The organism is Streptomyces sp. NBC_00096 (assembly GCF_045041305.1).
Taxonomy (GTDB): domain Bacteria; phylum Actinomycetota; class Actinomycetes; order Streptomycetales; family Streptomycetaceae; genus Streptomyces.
In genome coordinates this window covers 65,993-80,970 of the sequence record NZ_CP108221.1, presented here as the reverse complement: position 1 = coordinate 80,970, position 14,978 = coordinate 65,993, and the positions used below count along the sequence as shown (strand labels likewise).

Below are 14,978 nucleotides of genomic sequence, written 5' to 3'. Positions count from 1 at the left end.
TCCTACCTCTTTGAGGTGCGGATGAGGAGTGATGGGGAAGGTTAGGGAATTCTCGATGGGGGTGACGGTCCGGAAGCCCCCGAACAAATCGCCGTGGCGGTCGCCCGGGGCTCTCCTACGATCGCGAGATGACGGTTCCCCGCTACCCCGCCAAGCCCCGACCCGGAGACGCGGTCGCGGTCCTCTCCCCCTCGGCCGGTCTGCCCGCGCTCTTCCCGCACCCCTACGAACTGGGGCTGCGGCGGCTCCGGGACGAGTTCGGGCTGAATCCGGTGGAGTACCCGACGACCCGCGCGACGGGTGCGACGCCCCGGGCGCGGGCAGCCGACATCCACGCGGCCTTCGCCGACCCCGGGATCAAGGCGGTGATCGCGAGCATCGGCGGAGACGACCAGATCACCGTGCTCCCGCACCTGGACGCGGATCTGCTGCGCGCCAACCCCAAGCCGTTCTTCGGATACAGCGACAACACCAACCTGCTCCTGTACCTGCGGGAGCTGGGGCTGGTCGGCTACCACGGGGGCTCGGTGATGGTCGAGCTCGGACGGCCCGGTGCGCTGCACCCGATGACGGCCGGCTCCCTGCGGGCGGCACTGTTCACCTCGGGCGAGTGCGAACTCACCCCCGCAGCCGCCAGCGGGGACGTCAACGGCCCCTGGGACGACCCGCGCACCTTCGACGGCGAACCGGAGCTGGAGCCCACCGCCGGCTGGACCTGGCACAACGCCGACCGGGTGGTCGAGGGCCTCGGCTGGGGCGGCAACCTGGAGATCATCTCCTGGCTGCTGATGGCCGACCGCGCGGTGCGGCCCGCCGGGGAGTACGCGGGCGGCGTGCTCTTCCTGGAGACCTCGGAGGACATGCCGCGCGCCCGGGAGGTCTACTGGATCCTGCGCGCCATGGGTGAGCGCGGACTGCTGGGGCAGTTCCCCGCCCTGCTGATGGGCCGGGCGAAGAGCTGGTCGTTCGAGAACCGCCTGGCCGCGGGGGAACGGGAGCGCTACCGGCGCGAGCAGCGCGAGGCCGTGCTGCGGGCCCTGCGCGAGTACGCCCCCGACACCATGGCCGTCTTCGACGTGGACCTCGGGCACACCGACCCGCAGGTCGTGATCCCCGTGGGGGGCCTCATCCGGGTGGACGGCCGGGCCCGGCGGGTCTTCGTCACTTACTGACCCCGGGGGTCCTGTGATCCCAGGGCCCGCGCGTACGCCCTTACCGGGCGTGCTACAGCAGCGGGGCCAGTGCCCGCGTGGCCGCCAGCAGGGCCGGTGCGTAGGCCTCGATCTCCGTGCGCGTGACCAGGAAGGTGACGGTGGTGACGCTGACGCCGCCGACCGGACGGCCCTGCGGTCCCGGGATCGCGGCCCCGATGCAGCGGATGGTCGCCTCGTTCTCCTCGTCGTCCAGGGCGAACCCCCGCGCCCGCACCGTCTCCAGCTCCGCCTCCAGGCCCTCCGGCGTCGTGAGCGTGCGGGGCGTGCGCCGCGGCAGCCCCGTGGCGGAGACCAGCTCGCGGAGCTCGGCCCGCGGCAGGCCGGCCAGGATGGCCTTGCCGATCGCGGTGGTGTGCAGCGGCATCCGCATGCCGACCCGCGAGGCGGTCCGGAAGGGCTGCTCGCTCTCCAGCTTCCGGATGTAGGTGATGGTCTCGCCGCTGTGCAGGGCGAGATGGACCGCCTGGCCGGTGGCCTGCTGGAGCTCGCGCAGGATCTGCTCGATGCTCGCCGGCTCCCCGCCGCTGACCAGGGCGGACAGTGCGCGCAGCCGGGGGCCGACGCCGTAGCGGCTGTCGCCCTCGGAGCGTACGAAGCCCTGCTCGACCAGCGAGGCCAGGATGCGGAAGGTGCTCGACTTCGGCACGGCGGCGGCCGCCATGACGTCGGTGAGCCGGTGCGGGCCACCGGGGGCGGCCACGGCTTCGAGGATCCGCATCGACTTCTCCAGCGCCGTGCCCGCGGCGGAGGTCCGGCCGCCGCGGGCGGCGCCGGCCGCCTCCGCACTCTCAAGTCCTTCGTCCGTGGACACGTGATCTCCAAAGCTGGGTATGGTCTGGAGCGGGAGTTCCGCTACACGATACCAAGTTCCACTACGTGGAACAAATGGAGGATCCTTTGTCCTGCCACCCGTATGCGGCCATCGCCGCGCAGCGACTGCTGCCGGTCCTGCGCAACGCCGACGCCGACGAGGCCGTCCGCCAGACCGCGGCCCTGCTCGCTGCCGGGTGCCGGGTCGTCGAACTCACCACCTCCACCCCCGGCTGGGCCGGTGCGGTGGCCCGCACCGTGCCGCTCACCGACGCACGGGGCCGCCCCGCCCTCATCGGAGTCGGCACCGTCACCACCGCCGGGGCGGCGCGCACCGCACTCGACGCGGGCGCCGCCTTCCTGATCTCCCCCCACCCGGCCCCCGAGGTCCGCGAGGTCTCCCGGGAACGCGGAGCCGTCTTCATCGAGGGCGGCTTCACCCCGGGCGAGATCGCCGCCGCCGTCCGGTTCGGCGGCGCCGCGAAGGTGTTCCCCGCCCATGTGGGCGGCCCCCGGTTCATCCGCTCCCTCAAGGCCGTCCTCCCCGAAGCCCTGATCATCCCGACCGGCGGGATCCGGCCGGGCGAGGTCGGCGACTGGCTCGACGCGGGAGCCGCGGCCGTCGGGATGGGCGACGGCCTGCCGGCCGACCCGGGTGAACTGGCCGCCGTCTTCGCCGGCCTCGCCCGGCCCTGCTGCCCACGCTGCGCGGACCGGGCGGGTACGGAGCGCACGGGTACGGAGCGCACGGGTACGGAGCGCACGGGTACGGAGCGCACGGGTACGGAGCGCACGGGTACGGAGCGCACGGGTACGGAGCGCCGGCCGTGACCCGATCCGCCACCTCGGCCCCTTCGGCCCCATCGGCCCCTTCGGCTCCCGTGGAGGGCTACGACGTCCTCGTCCTCGGCGAGGTGCTCGTCGAGATCCACGCGGACACCGCCCTGCGGGAGGCGGCCGACGGCACCACCGCCCGCGTCTCCTACTCCGGCGACGCCCTCAACGCCGCGGCCGCCTCCGCGGCCGCCGGGGCGCGCACCGCCCTGCTGGCCGTCGTCGGCGACGACGAGCTGAGCCTCCCGCTGCTGGCCCGCGCCACCGAGCTCGGCGTCGACGTCTCCCACGTACGCCGGGCCCCGCGCCCCAACGGCGCCTACCTGCTCTGCGCCGACACCGAGGGCGACCGCGAGTTCGTGTACTGGCGCACCGGCAGCGCCGGCTCCACCCTCTCGGTGGAACACATCGAGTCCTGGCGGGAGTTGCTGACCGGCTGCAAGGCCCTCATCACCAGCGGCATCACCGGCGCCCTGTCACCGGGCAGCCGCGACGCCGTGCTCCTCGCCGCCGAGACCGTCCACGGGGCCGGCGGACACCTCTCCTACGACCCCAACTTCCGTTCCCGGCTCACCGGTCGGGGCGAGGCCCGCTCCCTGCTGGCGCGCATCGCCCCGCTCACCGGACTGCTGAAGACCTCCTGCCCGGCCGACGCGCTGGCGATGGTCGGCACCGACTACCCCGCCGAGGCCGCCGCCCGGTACCGGGCACTGGGCGCCCGTACCGTCGTGGTCACCGCGGGCGCCGACCGGCTGCTGCTGGACACCGGCGCGGGGGCGGGGTACGTCCCGGTCCCCGTCGACCCCGACCCCGTCGACGCGACCGGCGCCGGGGACTGCTTCACCGGCACCGCGACCGCCCGCCTCGCGCTGGGCGACACCCTCGCGGACGCCGTCGCGTACGCCACGGCCGCCGCCTCGCTCTCCGTGTCCGGCCGCGGTGGCACCGGGTACGTTCCCGGGTTCACCGAGACGGCCGCCCTCGCGGCCGCGCACCGCGAGCACGTCCTGCGCCTGCGGACGGGGCGGGCACCTACACGTACGGCGTGAAGCCGGGCGCGTTCCCGGGCCGGGCCCCCGCGCGTTCGGGTGGCCCGGCAGGATCCGAAAGGGGCGGCCTAAGCCGCTTCGAGCAGCGCGATCTCCTCGGGCGACAGCCGCAGCGCCCCGGCGGCGACGTTCTCGGCCAGGTGCCCGGGGTTCCCGGTGCCCGGGATGGCCAGGACGTGCGCGCCCCGGCTCAGGGTCCACGCCAGGCGCAGCTGGGCCGTGGAGACGCCGCGGGCCCGCGCGAGTTCGAGTACCGCCGGACCGTCCTCGGTGACCACCCCGGCCTCCCTTCCCGCGCCGGCGATCGCGAAGAAGGGGACGAAGGCGATCCCCTGCTCGCCGCACGCGTCGAGGAAGGCGTGCTCCCCGGCCGGGGAGCCGATCCCGTACGCGTTCTGCACGCACACCACGGGCGCGATGGCCCGCGCTTCGGCCAGCTGCTCCGGCCGTACGTTGGACACGCCGAGGTGGCGGATCAGCCCGGCCGTGCGCAGTTCGGCGAGCACCCCGAAGTGCTCGGCGATCGAACCGGGCGTCTGCGATCGCGGGGCGCGCAGGTTGACGACGTCCAGGTGGTCGCGGCCGAGCTGGCGGAGGTTCTCCTCGACCTGCCCGCGCAGTTGCCCGGGGGTGGCCCACCACCAGTTGCCGGACGGATCGCGGCCCGGCCCCACCTTGGTGGTGATGACCAGCTCATCGGCGTAGGGGGCGAGGGCCCGGTTGATGAGCTCGTTGGCGGAGCGGGTCGGGGAGAAGTAGAAGGAGGCGGTGTCGATGTGGTTGACCCCCAGCTCGACCGCCCGCCTCAGTACCCCGGTCACCCGGTCCCGGTCGCTGGGCGTGCCGTCGGCGAGGTGCGTGAGACGCATCGCGCCGAAGCCGACGCGGCGGACGGTGAGGTCGCCGAGCCGCCAGGTGCCGGAGTCGGCCGCGGTGGTGCCGTCCGCGATCCCGTGGGCGGGGGTTTGGTGCGAAGTCATCGGGTGAGCGTATCCCTCTCCGTGGGCCCGTCCCGAGGAGAGCCCGAGGGCAGGGCGTCAGCCGGCGGTGCCCCGGGGGGTTCCGCCCCACTCCTGCGCATCCGCGTCGGCCCAGTCCTCCGCTTCCCGCGCCGCGTGGTCCTCCTCCTCGTACCCGACGGGTTGCGCCACCCAGCCCCCGGCGAGGACCAGACGGGAGGTCCGGTGGACGGCGAGGAAGCCGAAAGGGCGGTGGAAGGCCACACCGGCCCGGCGGACGCGGTACCTCAGCCGGGAGCCGGGCGCGGCGCCGGCGACGGCGGCGAGCGCCGTCACCGCGGCGGCCTCGAAGCCTTCGGCGTGGAAGCGCGCCATGGCCGACTGCCGCGCCGAACCGATGGCCAGCGGGTCGGCGCTGATGCCCGGGAAACGGCCCCTGTCCGTGTCCGCGGCGCTCGCCAGCCCGAACAGCCCGGGGCGCGCCAGGAGATCGTGCTCGCCCGTCACCTCGAAGGCCACCGTCTTGATGTGCAGCCGGTCGCGGCGGTCGGCCGAGGGCACCTGCTCGATGTGCAGCCCCGGCCCCGGGCCGCCATCGGGGAGCGCGCCCGCGCCCGTCGAGGGAACGGCCCGGGTGACGGCCGCGATACCGGCACGGAGGGTCTGGCCCGGCGGAGCCTGCGGCTCGCCGAGGACGAGGTGGACGTCCACCCCGCCGTCTCCCACCACCTCCAGCAGGGTCACCGGCCCCGTGGGTGCCTGCGCCACGCGGACCCGGTCCAGGAGGGTCGTGGTGCGGGACAGCCCGAGTACGGGACCCCCGGCCCAGGGGCCTTCGTCCAGCCACGTGGCCCGGGACGTGAAGGGCCGGATCCACCGCAGACCGAGCGCCAGCGCGGAGGCGAGGACGAGGCGCGTGTCCTCGTCGACGCGTACCGGCATCCTCTCGATGAGGCCGCCGGTACGATCGGCCGCCCAGGCGTCCAGGGCCTTGCGGTCGGTGTCCCTGTCGCCCGTGAGGGTGCCCCGGGTGCCGGCGGGCAGCCCCTGCGACCACCGCTCCTCCAGCGGGAGGTCCCGCCGCGCCCACAGGCCGGTGGCCGCGCGCAGGCCACGTACGCCGTCCAGCGCGCTCAGCAGCTCCCGCGCGGCCCCGGCCGCCTCCCCGGCGGGTATGCCGAGGGCTTGCTCCAGCTCGGTGCGGGCCGGGCCGCCGGCGCCGTCGGCGAGGAGGGCCAGCAGCGGCCAGACCCCGGCGGCGGTGAACGCCGTGCCCGCGCCGTCCGTGGCCGCGTGCCCGGCCCAGCGCGAGGTGAGTGAGTTGACCGCCCGTACCGTTGTCGCCTTCATGCGGGGGAGCGTAAGGGTTGGGGCGCCGCCGGGACGGGTCATTTTCCACGGCCCGGCGGCGCTGTTCGGGGGCTGGTCAGTGGCCGCGCAGGCCCTGATCGACCGCGGTGATGAGCTCGCCGTCGGCGGTGTCCGCGTCCAGGGACCAGAACATCGCGCCGCCGAGGCCCTCTTCGCGGATGTACCGGGTCTTGGTGCGCAGCACCGTCGGGTCGTCGTACGTCCACAGGGTGGTGCCGTCGAACAGCCAGGCGCTGCCGGCCCGCCGGTCCCGGTAGACCTTGTACGCGCCCGAATCGGCCAGCTTCTTCAGCGCCTTGTAGTCCTCGTACCCGGCCGACCAGGTGGCCGGCGCCGGACCCGTCGCGGGCTGCCCCATGCCGTCCCCGCCGCCGCCGACACCGGTCCAGCCCTGCCCGTAGAACGGCATGCCCATCACCAGCTTGTCCGCGGGCGCGCCGCGCCGCAGCCAGGCGTCCACGGTGCCGTCCACGCTGAAGTCGTTCCTCGCGTACAGCGCGGACTGCTGGGCGGTGGTCTTCTCGCCGGAGACGTGGAAGTCGTAGCCCTGGAGGGTCACGAAGTCGAGGTCGCGCATGATCCGGCGGACGTCGAAGCCCGCGTCGATCTTGGCGGGGGCGGTCGGGACGAAGGCGGACAGCTCGTACTTCGATTTCCGCTTCTGGCTCCGGGCGTAGTCGTCGAGCTGCGCGCGGAACTCGCCGACCAGGGCCGCGAAGTTCTTCTTGTCCTCGGGGCGGTAGGTGGTGTCGGAGTCACCGGCCGAACCGGGCCACTCCCAGTCGATGTCGAACCCGTCGAAGATCCCGGCGGCCGAACCCGCGCCACCGCGGCTGCCGTCCTGCGGGAGGTTGCCCTTGATGTACAGGTCGATGCAGGAGGCCACCAGGGCCTTGCGGGAGGCCGGGGTGAGCGCGGCGTCCGAGAAGTGCGTGGACCAGCTCCAACCGCCCAGCGAGAGCAGCACCTTGAGGCCGGGGTGCTTGGCCTTGAGCTCGCGCAGCTGGTTGAAGTTGCCGGCGACCGGCTGCACCCAGTCGTCGGCGACCCCGTCCACGGAGTTCTCGGCGTCCAGCGGGCGGACGTAGTCGGCCCAGGCGTCGGCCTCACCGGGGACGTTGCCGGTGAAGCACTTGCCGTCCGCGCCGATGTTGCCGAAGGCGTAGTTGATGTGCGTGAGCTTGCTCGCGCTGCCGTTCTTCTCCAGGTCCTGGACCTGGAAGTCCCGCCCGTAGACACCCCATTGGGTGAAGTAGCCGACCTTCTTGTACGAGCGGCCGTGCCCGGAGTCGTCGTGCCCGACGCCGTCGTGGGCGGGCGCGAAGGCGGTCAGCAGGGAGAGGGAGCAGGCGGCGACGGCCAGCCTGCCGAGCATGCTGCGGCGCATGGGCTTCCTTTGCGGATGCGGGGAGTGGTGCCGGGGCGCGTGCGCTGTGCATGCGGAAACTATTGGTCTGGACCACAGTGGGTCAAGGGGGGCGGCGCGATCCGCCACGATCCGTCACGATCCGACTCGGCGGGGCCGTGCCGTTGAGTCGTGTGCCGGCGGCGTCTGCGGCCGCGTCCACGGCTGCGGGCATGGCTGCGTCCACGGCAGCGTCCAGGGCCGCGGGCTCGTCGAAAACCCACGTGCGTCGAACAGTGCCGTCCGTGCACACTCCCCGCATGGATGCTGACACTGCCGTATCGCCCCAGGAGAAGGCTCTGCGGCATGTCGCGGCTTCGGGCAGGGGAGGGCCGCTCGCCCGCGACCTGCGGGTCACGATGCACTTCCATCCCGATCGCCTCGCGGGGGACCGGCTGACCCTGGCCCGGATGGCGGAAGACGGTTTCTACCGGTCACAGTTCGTGACGGGCACGAGCAACGGTGGGCTGACCGCTCATCCCGGTGGTGACCGATGGCGCTGGGAGTGCCGCATCTTCGGCGGCGCGTACGACGACGTCCCCGCTGATCAGCGCCCCGTATACGGCGCGTTGAACCACCGCCGCCATCCGGTCGGTGGCGCACCGCGGTTCGGCTCCTCGTACTTCAGGCTCAACGCCGGGACCCTCGCTCGCACCACGTTCTGTTATCCCGACAGTTGTACCGAACCGTCCGACTTCGGCACGGCCGACAGCTGCTCGCTCATCGAGCTTGCCGAGGGCGACGCCCTGGATGCCCTGGACGATCACATCGAGGCGCAGATCCACGGACCGGTCGGGTTCGACCGTGACGTGGAGGCGCTGGTGCTGGATCCCAGCTACCGCGGCACGGACGTCGAATCTGCGGCTCATGACCTCCCGTGCCCCATCGAATGGCATCCCGGGTTCCGGCTCGGCGTGGCTGAACTGCGACGCCACCCGAGCTTCCGCGGACAGGAATGCGTCGATCTGGGTGCTGAGATCGCCGTTGACGGCTCGCTCGATCCCAAGGTCATCGGGGACGCCGCCCGTACGGGCCGATACGGGCTTCAGGACCTCAAGAAGGTCTGGCACTGCCTCGCCCGCTTCGGGCAGCGCACCACCTGCTGACCGGCAACACCGCCTCAGGGCCGTCCCGTACCCGTACCCGCTCCCGCACCCGCTCCCGTACCCGCTCCCGCACCCGCTCCCGCTCCCGCTCCCGCTCCCGCTCCCGCTCCCGCTCCCGCTCCCGCACCCGCTCCCGCTCCCGCTCCCGCACCCGCTCCCGCTCCCGCTCCCGCTCCCGCACCCGCTCCCGCACCGGTACCGGCACCGGCCCGTGCCCCGTGATGTCGACGCCGGCCGCGGCCGGCGAACTCGTAGCCTGGGCGGCATGCTCTCTCTCGCATCGGACGACCCGCTCGCCGTCGCCGTCGCGGCGGCGATCCGCGGCGGCGACCTGGACGGACTCCAGCGCTTGCTGGCAGAACACCCCGGGCTCGCCGGGGGCCGGATCGTGAAGCGGGGCGAGGCGGAGGGTGAGCGGAGCCTGCTGCACATCGCCGTGGACTGGCCCGGCCACCGCCCCCGGACCGCGGAGGTGATCCGTACCGCCGCCGGGGCCGACCCGGGGGCCCCGTTCATCGGCGCGCACGCCGAGACCCCGCTGCACTGGGCCGCGAGCAACGACGACGTCACCGCGATCGACGCCCTCGTCGAATCGGGTGCGGACGTCGACGCCCCGGGTTCGGTGCTGGGCGGCGGCGGCCCACTGGCCGACGCGAGCGGCTTCGGACAGTGGCGGGCGGCGCGCAGACTCCTCGAGCTCGGCGCGCGCCCCACCCTCCAGGACGCGGCCACCCTCGGACTGCTGTCCCCGGTCGAGGAGTTCGTCGCCGCGGGCGCCGCCCCCGGGGAGGTCAACAGCGCCTTCTGGGGGGCGTGTCACGGGGGTCAACTGTCCATTGCGCAATACCTGTTGTCTCAAGGCGCGGACATCAACTGGATCGGCTACGACGGGCTGACCCCGCTCGACGCCGCCCTGACCAGCGAAGACGAGCCGCTGCTCGGCTGGCTCCGGTCCTCGGGCGCCAGGACCCGCGAGGAATTTTCTCGCGGCTGATCGCCGAATTCAGTGGATCTTCGGCGTGCGCCATGACATGGTTGGTCCCACCGAAGGGGTGTAGCTCAGCTGGTCAGAGCGCTGGTCTCCAAAACCAGATGTCGCAGGTTCGACTCCTGCCACCCCTGCAAGATCAGATGGCAGACGCGAGTCTGCTCTCGGCCCCCCGGCCGTACTAGGCCGGGGGGCTTTCCTGTGTCCGCCGGGGCGTGGGGCTACGCGGTCCGGATCGTGGCCGCGGGGATCTCGAAGACGAGCGTGATCCCCTCCTGTTCGTTCCCCTGCTCGCCGACGCGGGTGAAGCCGAAGCCTGCGATGGTGGCCAGGGAAGGGGTGTTGTCGGATCTGATACGGGCCCGCACGGTCCGGACGTCAGGGTCGGCGGCGGCCCTGGCGAGCAGCGCGGCCAGTATGGCGCGGGCATAGCCCTGGCGGCGGTACCCGGGCACGACGGTGAAGCCGACCTCGACCATGCCGGCCCCGTCCGGCGGGCCGTGGAACCCGGCGTCGCCGACCACGGTCCCGTCCGGCTCGGAGACCGCGGCCCGAACGGTCCACGGTGCGGCGGACGGATCCCTGGCGAGCTGGTCGGCACGGTAGCCGAAGATCCAGCGGGCCCGTTCACCCACGAAGTGTTCGTCAAGGACGGCCCCGGCCTCGGCGCTGCCGCCGGCGAGGTCGCCGTCGGCCAGCGCGCGCAGCGCCCTCTCGCTGAGCTCGAGGAAGCGGATGCGTCGGGGGGTGGGGAGGAGTTCGTTGTTCATCGCGGAGATGCTCGCCCGGAACCGGAGGCCTGTCCATTGCATTTACGCGGGGTGGGGGCCGTGCCCCTGGTTCGGGGCGGGGCGGGGAAGAGGTGGGTCAGGCCTGCTGGCCGGTGGAGGCGAGCACGATCTCGCGGATGGTGACGTTGCGGGGCTGCCCGTAGGCGTACGCGATCGCCTCCGCCACCACCTGGGGCGCGAGCGCACCACCCGCGGACTCCTTCCACGCCTGGTAGTCGCTCTTGATCCGCTCGTCGCTGGTGTGGGAGAGCAGCTCGGTCTCCACGGCGCCCGGTGCGATGGTCACCACCCGGACCCCGGTCGCGGCCACCTCCTCGCGCAGGTTCTCCGACATCGCGTGGACGGCGAACTTCGTCCCGACGTACGCCGCGTGGTTCGGAAAGGTCTTGCGGCCCGCGACGGAGCTGATGTTCACGATCGTGCCTGCGCCGCGCGCGATCATGCCGGGGAGGACCGCGCGGGTTCCGTAGAGCAGGCCCTTGACGTTGATGTCGATCATCCGCTCCCACTCGTCCACCGGCTGGTCGGCGATCCGCCCCAGCAGCATCGCGCCGGCGTTGTTGACCAGCAGGTCCACCGGGCCGAACCGCTCCTCGGCCGCGCGGACCGCCGCCTCCACGGCCGCCCGGTCGGTGACGTCGACCTTGAGGCACAGGGTGTCGGGCAGTCCGAGCTCCTCCAGCTTGTCCAGCCGGCGGGCGAGCAGGAGCAGGGGGTGTCCCTGGGAGGACAGCAGGCGGGCGGTGGCCGCGCCGATGCCGGAGCTGGCGCCGGTGACGACGACGAGGGGCTTCGCCATGGTGATCTTGATCCTTTGCGGGGAGGGGAGACGGGGGAGGGGTGGAGGGGCGGAGGGGTGGAGCGGGGACGCAGGGCGAGCGGGCTACCTCTCCAGGAGAGCACCGTCCGGCGGGCTCCACCGGCCGCCCCGGGGGTGGAGTCGTACCAGGGGTACGCAAGACCCCCCCCTTACAGCGGATCGGCCGCTTCCATTCCTGCCCGGGCGCCCCCGGCAAGATTCGGAAGGGACGGCCTAGCCTGGAGGGATGACCGTCACTGCCGGGCGCGAGCCCAATCCCGACCTGCGGGACTTCCTGCGCTCCCGGCGCGCCCGGATCGCTCCAGAGGAGATCGGCGCCGCCGCGCACGCGGGCCGGCGACGGGTGCCAGGGCTCCGCCGCGAGGAGGTCGCGCAGCTGGCCGGGGTCAGCGTCGACTACTACATCCGGCTGGAGCAGGGCCGCAACCTGCACGTTTCCACCGAGGTGCTCGACGCGGTGGCCCGTGCGCTACGGCTCGACGCCACCGAGCGCAGCCACCTCTTCGACCTGGCCCGGCCGCAGCGGGCCGACGGGCGCGGGTCCGGAGGCGGAGGCGGAAACGGCCACGGACATGGGCACGGGCTCGGGCTCGGGCTCGGGCTCGGGCTCGGGCTCGGAGATGGGCTCAGAGATGGGCCAGGACATGGGCCAGGACATGGGCTCGGGCATGGGCGCGGACACCAGCCGGGAAGCGACCCCGTACGCGGATCCGCGCCCGGAACCGTCCGCGCCGCCGGATCCACCGGAGCCGCCGTACCGCAGCGCGTGCGGGCCGGGCTGTACCGGGTGCTGGACGCCCTGGACGGCACCCCGGCGATGATCATGGGGCACCGGCTGGACGTCCTGGCCGCGAACCGGCTCGCCAAGGCCCTCTACACCGACTTCGACGCACTGGCCCACCGGGACCGCAACCTCGCCCGCTTCATCTTCCTCGACCCCGCCGCCCGCGAGCTCCTCGCCGACTGGGAGACCGGCGCGCGCGGAGCCGTCGCCGCGCTGCGGCTCTACGCGGGCCGGCACCCGTACGACCCCGCGCTGCGCCCCCTCGTCGACGAACTGTCGGAGAGCGACGAGGACTTCCGGCAGTGGTGGGCCGCGCACGACGTGCTCGAATACACCCACGGCACCAAGCGCTACCGCCACCCCGTCGTCGGTGAACTGGCCCTGGAGTACGAGTCCCTCACCCTCCCGGACGACCCCGACCAGGCCCTCTACCTCTACACCGCCGAGCCGGGATCCCCCTCCGAAGAGGCCCTGCGGACGCTCGCCTCCCGGACGGCCGACGCGCTGCACCCGAACGGATGATCGCACTCCGTATGGCAGAGTGGACCGGGTCATCCAGGCGGTGCAGGACAGGAATCCGGTGCGAATCCGGTGCGGTCCCGCCACTGTGACCGGAACCCCCAGGGGAACCGGGAGCCAGACACTGACGCACCGCCTTTTCGGTTCGACCAGGGGACGCGGATCCCCCGGAGAGGCTTCGTCATGCCGTCGTACCCCCGCGCACTTCTGCGCGCGCTCCTGCCCGTCCCGCTCCTGATACCGCTGACCGCGTGCGGGGCCCCGGCGGGATCCCCGGCCGGGGCGAACGACGCGGCCGCGGGGGCGGGCGCCGCGCCCGGGTACCCGTACACCGTCACCAACTGCGGTGTCAGCAGCACCTATCAGGCGCCGCCGCGGCGCGCCGTCGCGATGAACCAGCACGCCACCGAGATCCTCCTGGCCCTCGGGCTGGAGGAGAAGATGGCCGGGACGGCCTACCTCGACGACGCCGTGCTGCCCGCCTACCGACCCGCCTACGACAAGATCAAGGTGCTGGCGAAGGAGTACCCCTCCAAGGAGGTCCTGCTCGGCGCCAACCCCGATTTCGTGTACGGGGGTTACTCCAGCGCCTTCGACAAGGCGCAGGGCCGCGACCGCGAGGGCCTCGCGAAGTCCGGCATCAACTCCCGGCTCAGCGTGGAGTACTGCACCGACGGGAAGGTCGGCCTGGAACAGCTCAGGACCGAGATCACCGAAGTGGCGCGGACCTTCGGTGTGCCCGAGCGCGGCGACAAGCTCATCGCGGACGAACAGCGCCGCATCGACGCCGTTCGCGGGCGGGTGAAGGACAAGGCCCGGCCCGCCGTCTTCGTCTACGACTCGGGCGAGGCCTCCGCCTTCACCTCGGGAGGCAAGGGCATCGGCAACGAGATCGTCTCGCTGGCGGGCGGGACGAACGTGTTCGCCGACCTCGAGGACACCTTCGGCGACGTGTCGTGGGAGAAGGTCATCGAGCGCAAGCCCGAGGTCGTCCTCATCTACGACTACGGCGGCACCACCGTCGAAGCCAAGAAGCAGCGCCTGTTGAACGACCCGGCGCTGGCGCAGGTTCCCGCCGTCAGGAACCAGCGGTTCGTCGTACTGCCGCTGTCCTCCGCGGTACTCGGCGTGCGCGTGGCCGACGCCGTGGAGTCGCTGGGCGGCGGGCTCCACCCCGACGCCGCGTGAGGCGTCGGTTCGCCCGCGCGTCCACCCGTACACCGCTCGTCCTGGCCGTACTCGCCGGCGCGCTGGCCGCGTCGGCCGTGGCGGGGCTGGCCCTGGGGCCGGTACGGATCCCTCCCGGCCAGGTGCTCGACATCGTGCTCGGGGGACCCGGACCGGGAGGGGGCGCGGGCGCCTTCGGGGCGATCGTGTGGGACGTCCGGATGCCGCGCGTCCTGCTCGGGGCCGTCGTCGGCGCGGGACTGGCCGTCGCGGGAACCGTGCTCCAGGCCCTCGTACGCAATCCGCTCGCCGACCCGTTCCTGCTCGGAGCCTCCTCCGGGGCCTCGGCGGGAGCGGTGCTGGTGATCGTCTTCGGCGCCGGGGTCCTCGGGTTCGCGGGCGGGGCCGCCGTACCGCTCGCCGCCTTCGCCGGGTCGATGGGCGCACTCGTCGCCGTCTACGCGATGGCCCGGCGCGGCGGCGCCATGACCACCGGCCGGCTGATCCTCGCCGGAGTCGCGGTGCAGTACGTCCTGTCCGCCCTGACCAGCCTCATCCTGGTGCTGGCCGCGCACCCCGACCAGATCCGCAGCGTGCTGTTCTGGACGCTCGGCGGACTCGGCGGGGCCCGCTGGGGCGAACTGGCCCTGCCCGCCGGCGCCCTGCTCCTCGGCACCGGGCTGCTGGTCGCCCTCGCCCGGCCGCTCGACCTGCTGCTCGCGGGGGAGGAGGGCGCCCACACGCTCGGCCTGGACACCAGCCGGTTCCGGGCCGCCGTCTTCGTCCTCACCTCGCTGGTCATCGGGGTGCTGGTGGCCTACAGCGGGGCGATCGGCTTCGTGGGGCTGATGGTTCCGCACGCCGCCCGCATGGTCGTCGGCGCCGGGCACCGGGCGCTGCTGCCGGTGGCCGCCCTGGGCGGGGCGGTGTTCCTGACCCTGGCCGACCTGGTGGCCCGTACCGCCGCCGCGCCGGAGGAGATCCCGGTCGGTGTGGTCACGGCTCTCGTCGGCGGACCGTTCTTCCTGTGGATGCTGCGCGGGTCCAGCCGGAGCGAAGGGGTCGTGGGATGACGGCGGGTAGGGCGGCAGGGGCGGCGCGGCCGGTCTCGGGGCCGGTCTCGGGGCGGCTATCCGGTCGGGTCTCCGGTCGGGTCTCCGG

14 protein-coding genes, 1 tRNA gene and 1 riboswitch are annotated in these 14,978 nt (G+C 73.3%); of the genes, 9 read left to right on the top strand and 6 right to left on the bottom strand.

The window, feature by feature from the left end:
• Nucleotides 1-128 precede the first annotated feature (128 nt).
• The gene (locus tag OG904_RS00375) at nt 129-1,172 is read left to right on the top strand and encodes a S66 peptidase family protein (protein ID WP_405486074.1); all 1,044 of its coding nucleotides are present in this window, start codon (nt 129-131) and stop codon (nt 1,170-1,172) included.
• Between the two features lie 52 nt (nt 1,173-1,224).
• On the opposite strand, the gene OG904_RS00370 is transcribed toward OG904_RS00375, so the two are convergent.
• Nucleotides 1,225-2,025, bottom strand: coding sequence for an IclR family transcriptional regulator (locus tag OG904_RS00370; protein ID WP_405486076.1), 801 nt, complete (start codon nt 2,023-2,025; stop codon nt 1,225-1,227).
• Between the two features lie 74 nt (nt 2,026-2,099).
• Between OG904_RS00370 and OG904_RS00365 the strand changes: the two genes are divergently transcribed.
• Nucleotides 2,100-2,855, top strand: a complete 756-nt coding sequence (locus OG904_RS00365; protein WP_405486078.1) for a bifunctional 4-hydroxy-2-oxoglutarate aldolase/2-dehydro-3-deoxy-phosphogluconate aldolase — start codon at nt 2,100-2,102, stop codon at nt 2,853-2,855.
• Nucleotides 2,852-3,907 (top strand): PfkB family carbohydrate kinase, encoded by a 1,056-nt coding sequence (locus OG904_RS00360; protein ID WP_405486080.1) that lies wholly within the window; start codon nt 2,852-2,854, stop codon nt 3,905-3,907. The genes OG904_RS00365 and OG904_RS00360 overlap by 4 nt, the downstream gene beginning before the upstream one ends.
• A 68-nt stretch (nt 3,908-3,975) precedes the next feature.
• On the opposite strand, the gene OG904_RS00355 is transcribed toward OG904_RS00360, so the two are convergent.
• The 3 genes from OG904_RS00355 to OG904_RS00345 all read right to left on the bottom strand — a co-directional run bounded on the left by OG904_RS00355 (nt 3,976) and on the right by OG904_RS00345 (nt 7,624).
• Complete coding sequence (locus OG904_RS00355) at nt 3,976-4,887, bottom strand: aldo/keto reductase (protein ID WP_405486082.1); 912 nt, start codon at nt 4,885-4,887, stop codon at nt 3,976-3,978.
• Between the two features lie 57 nt (nt 4,888-4,944).
• Entirely contained in the window at nt 4,945-6,216 is a 1,272-nt protein-coding gene (locus tag OG904_RS00350; protein WP_405486084.1) for a serpin family protein, read from the bottom strand.
• Nucleotides 6,217-6,292: 76 nt separating this feature from the next.
• Complete coding sequence (locus OG904_RS00345; protein ID WP_405486086.1) at nt 6,293-7,624, bottom strand: glycoside hydrolase family 18 protein; 1,332 nt, start codon at nt 7,622-7,624, stop codon at nt 6,293-6,295.
• A gap of 377 nt (nt 7,625-8,001) precedes the next feature.
• On the opposite strand from OG904_RS00345, the gene OG904_RS00340 reads away from it, so the two are divergent.
• The 3 genes from OG904_RS00340 to OG904_RS00330 all read left to right on the top strand — a co-directional run bounded on the left by OG904_RS00340 (nt 8,002) and on the right by OG904_RS00330 (nt 9,870).
• On the top strand, nt 8,002-8,748 hold the full coding sequence (locus tag OG904_RS00340; protein ID WP_405497670.1) for a DUF3626 domain-containing protein: 747 nt from the start codon (nt 8,002-8,004) through the stop codon (nt 8,746-8,748).
• A 265-nt stretch (nt 8,749-9,013) separates the two neighbouring features.
• On the top strand, nt 9,014-9,742 hold the full coding sequence (locus OG904_RS00335) for an ankyrin repeat domain-containing protein (protein WP_405486088.1): 729 nt from the start codon (nt 9,014-9,016) through the stop codon (nt 9,740-9,742).
• 54 nt (nt 9,743-9,796) lie between these two features.
• Nucleotides 9,797-9,870: transfer RNA gene (locus OG904_RS00330), tRNA-Trp, on the top strand.
• 87 nt (nt 9,871-9,957) lie between these two features.
• On the opposite strand, the gene OG904_RS00325 is transcribed toward OG904_RS00330, so the two are convergent.
• Both OG904_RS00325 and OG904_RS00320 read right to left on the bottom strand, forming a co-directional pair.
• Nucleotides 9,958-10,506, bottom strand: coding sequence for a GNAT family N-acetyltransferase (locus tag OG904_RS00325; protein WP_405486090.1), 549 nt, complete (start codon nt 10,504-10,506; stop codon nt 9,958-9,960).
• A 97-nt stretch (nt 10,507-10,603) separates the two neighbouring features.
• Complete coding sequence (locus OG904_RS00320) at nt 10,604-11,326, bottom strand: SDR family oxidoreductase (protein ID WP_405486092.1); 723 nt, start codon at nt 11,324-11,326, stop codon at nt 10,604-10,606.
• Nucleotides 11,327-11,573: 247 nt separating this feature from the next.
• Between OG904_RS00320 and OG904_RS00315 the strand changes: the two genes are divergently transcribed.
• The 3 genes from OG904_RS00315 (at nt 11,574) to OG904_RS00305 (ending at nt 14,890) form a co-directional block, all read left to right on the top strand.
• Nucleotides 11,574-12,653: a helix-turn-helix domain-containing protein gene (locus OG904_RS00315; protein WP_405486094.1), complete on the top strand. Its 1,080-nt coding sequence runs from the start codon at nt 11,574-11,576 to the stop codon at nt 12,651-12,653.
• Nucleotides 12,654-12,655: 2 nt separating this feature from the next.
• A riboswitch (cobalamin riboswitch) is annotated at nt 12,656-12,798 on the top strand.
• A gap of 35 nt (nt 12,799-12,833) precedes the next feature.
• Complete coding sequence (locus OG904_RS00310) at nt 12,834-13,838, top strand: ABC transporter substrate-binding protein (RefSeq protein ID WP_405486096.1); 1,005 nt, start codon at nt 12,834-12,836, stop codon at nt 13,836-13,838.
• Nucleotides 13,835-14,890 (top strand): FecCD family ABC transporter permease, encoded by a 1,056-nt coding sequence (locus OG904_RS00305; protein WP_405486098.1) that lies wholly within the window; start codon nt 13,835-13,837, stop codon nt 14,888-14,890. Before OG904_RS00310 ends, OG904_RS00305 begins: the two co-directional genes overlap by 4 nt.
• Nucleotides 14,891-14,978 lie beyond the last annotated feature (88 nt).

Bases quoted from the DNA above. Each gene is read 5' to 3' on its own strand.
- OG904_RS00355 (WP_405486082.1), bottom strand. From the start codon at position 4,887: ATGACTTCGCACCAAACCCCCGCCCACGGGATCGCGGACGGCACCACC.
- OG904_RS00350 (WP_405486084.1), bottom strand. From the start codon at position 6,216: ATGAAGGCGACAACGGTACGGGCGGTCAACTCACTCACCTCGCGCTGG.
- OG904_RS00310 (WP_405486096.1), top strand. From the start codon at position 12,834: ATGCCGTCGTACCCCCGCGCACTTCTGCGCGCGCTCCTGCCCGTCCCG.
- OG904_RS00315 (WP_405486094.1), top strand. From the start codon at position 11,574: ATGACCGTCACTGCCGGGCGCGAGCCCAATCCCGACCTGCGGGACTTC.
- OG904_RS00340 (WP_405497670.1), top strand. From the start codon at position 8,002: ATGCACTTCCATCCCGATCGCCTCGCGGGGGACCGGCTGACCCTGGCC.
- OG904_RS00320 (WP_405486092.1), bottom strand. From the start codon at position 11,326: ATGGCGAAGCCCCTCGTCGTCGTCACCGGCGCCAGCTCCGGCATCGGC.
- OG904_RS00335 (WP_405486088.1), top strand. From the start codon at position 9,014: ATGCTCTCTCTCGCATCGGACGACCCGCTCGCCGTCGCCGTCGCGGCG.
- OG904_RS00325 (WP_405486090.1), bottom strand. From the start codon at position 10,506: ATGAACAACGAACTCCTCCCCACCCCCCGACGCATCCGCTTCCTCGAG.
- OG904_RS00375 (WP_405486074.1), top strand. From the start codon at position 129: ATGACGGTTCCCCGCTACCCCGCCAAGCCCCGACCCGGAGACGCGGTC.
- OG904_RS00345 (WP_405486086.1), bottom strand. From the start codon at position 7,624: ATGCGCCGCAGCATGCTCGGCAGGCTGGCCGTCGCCGCCTGCTCCCTC.
- OG904_RS00365 (WP_405486078.1), top strand. From the start codon at position 2,100: ATGGAGGATCCTTTGTCCTGCCACCCGTATGCGGCCATCGCCGCGCAG.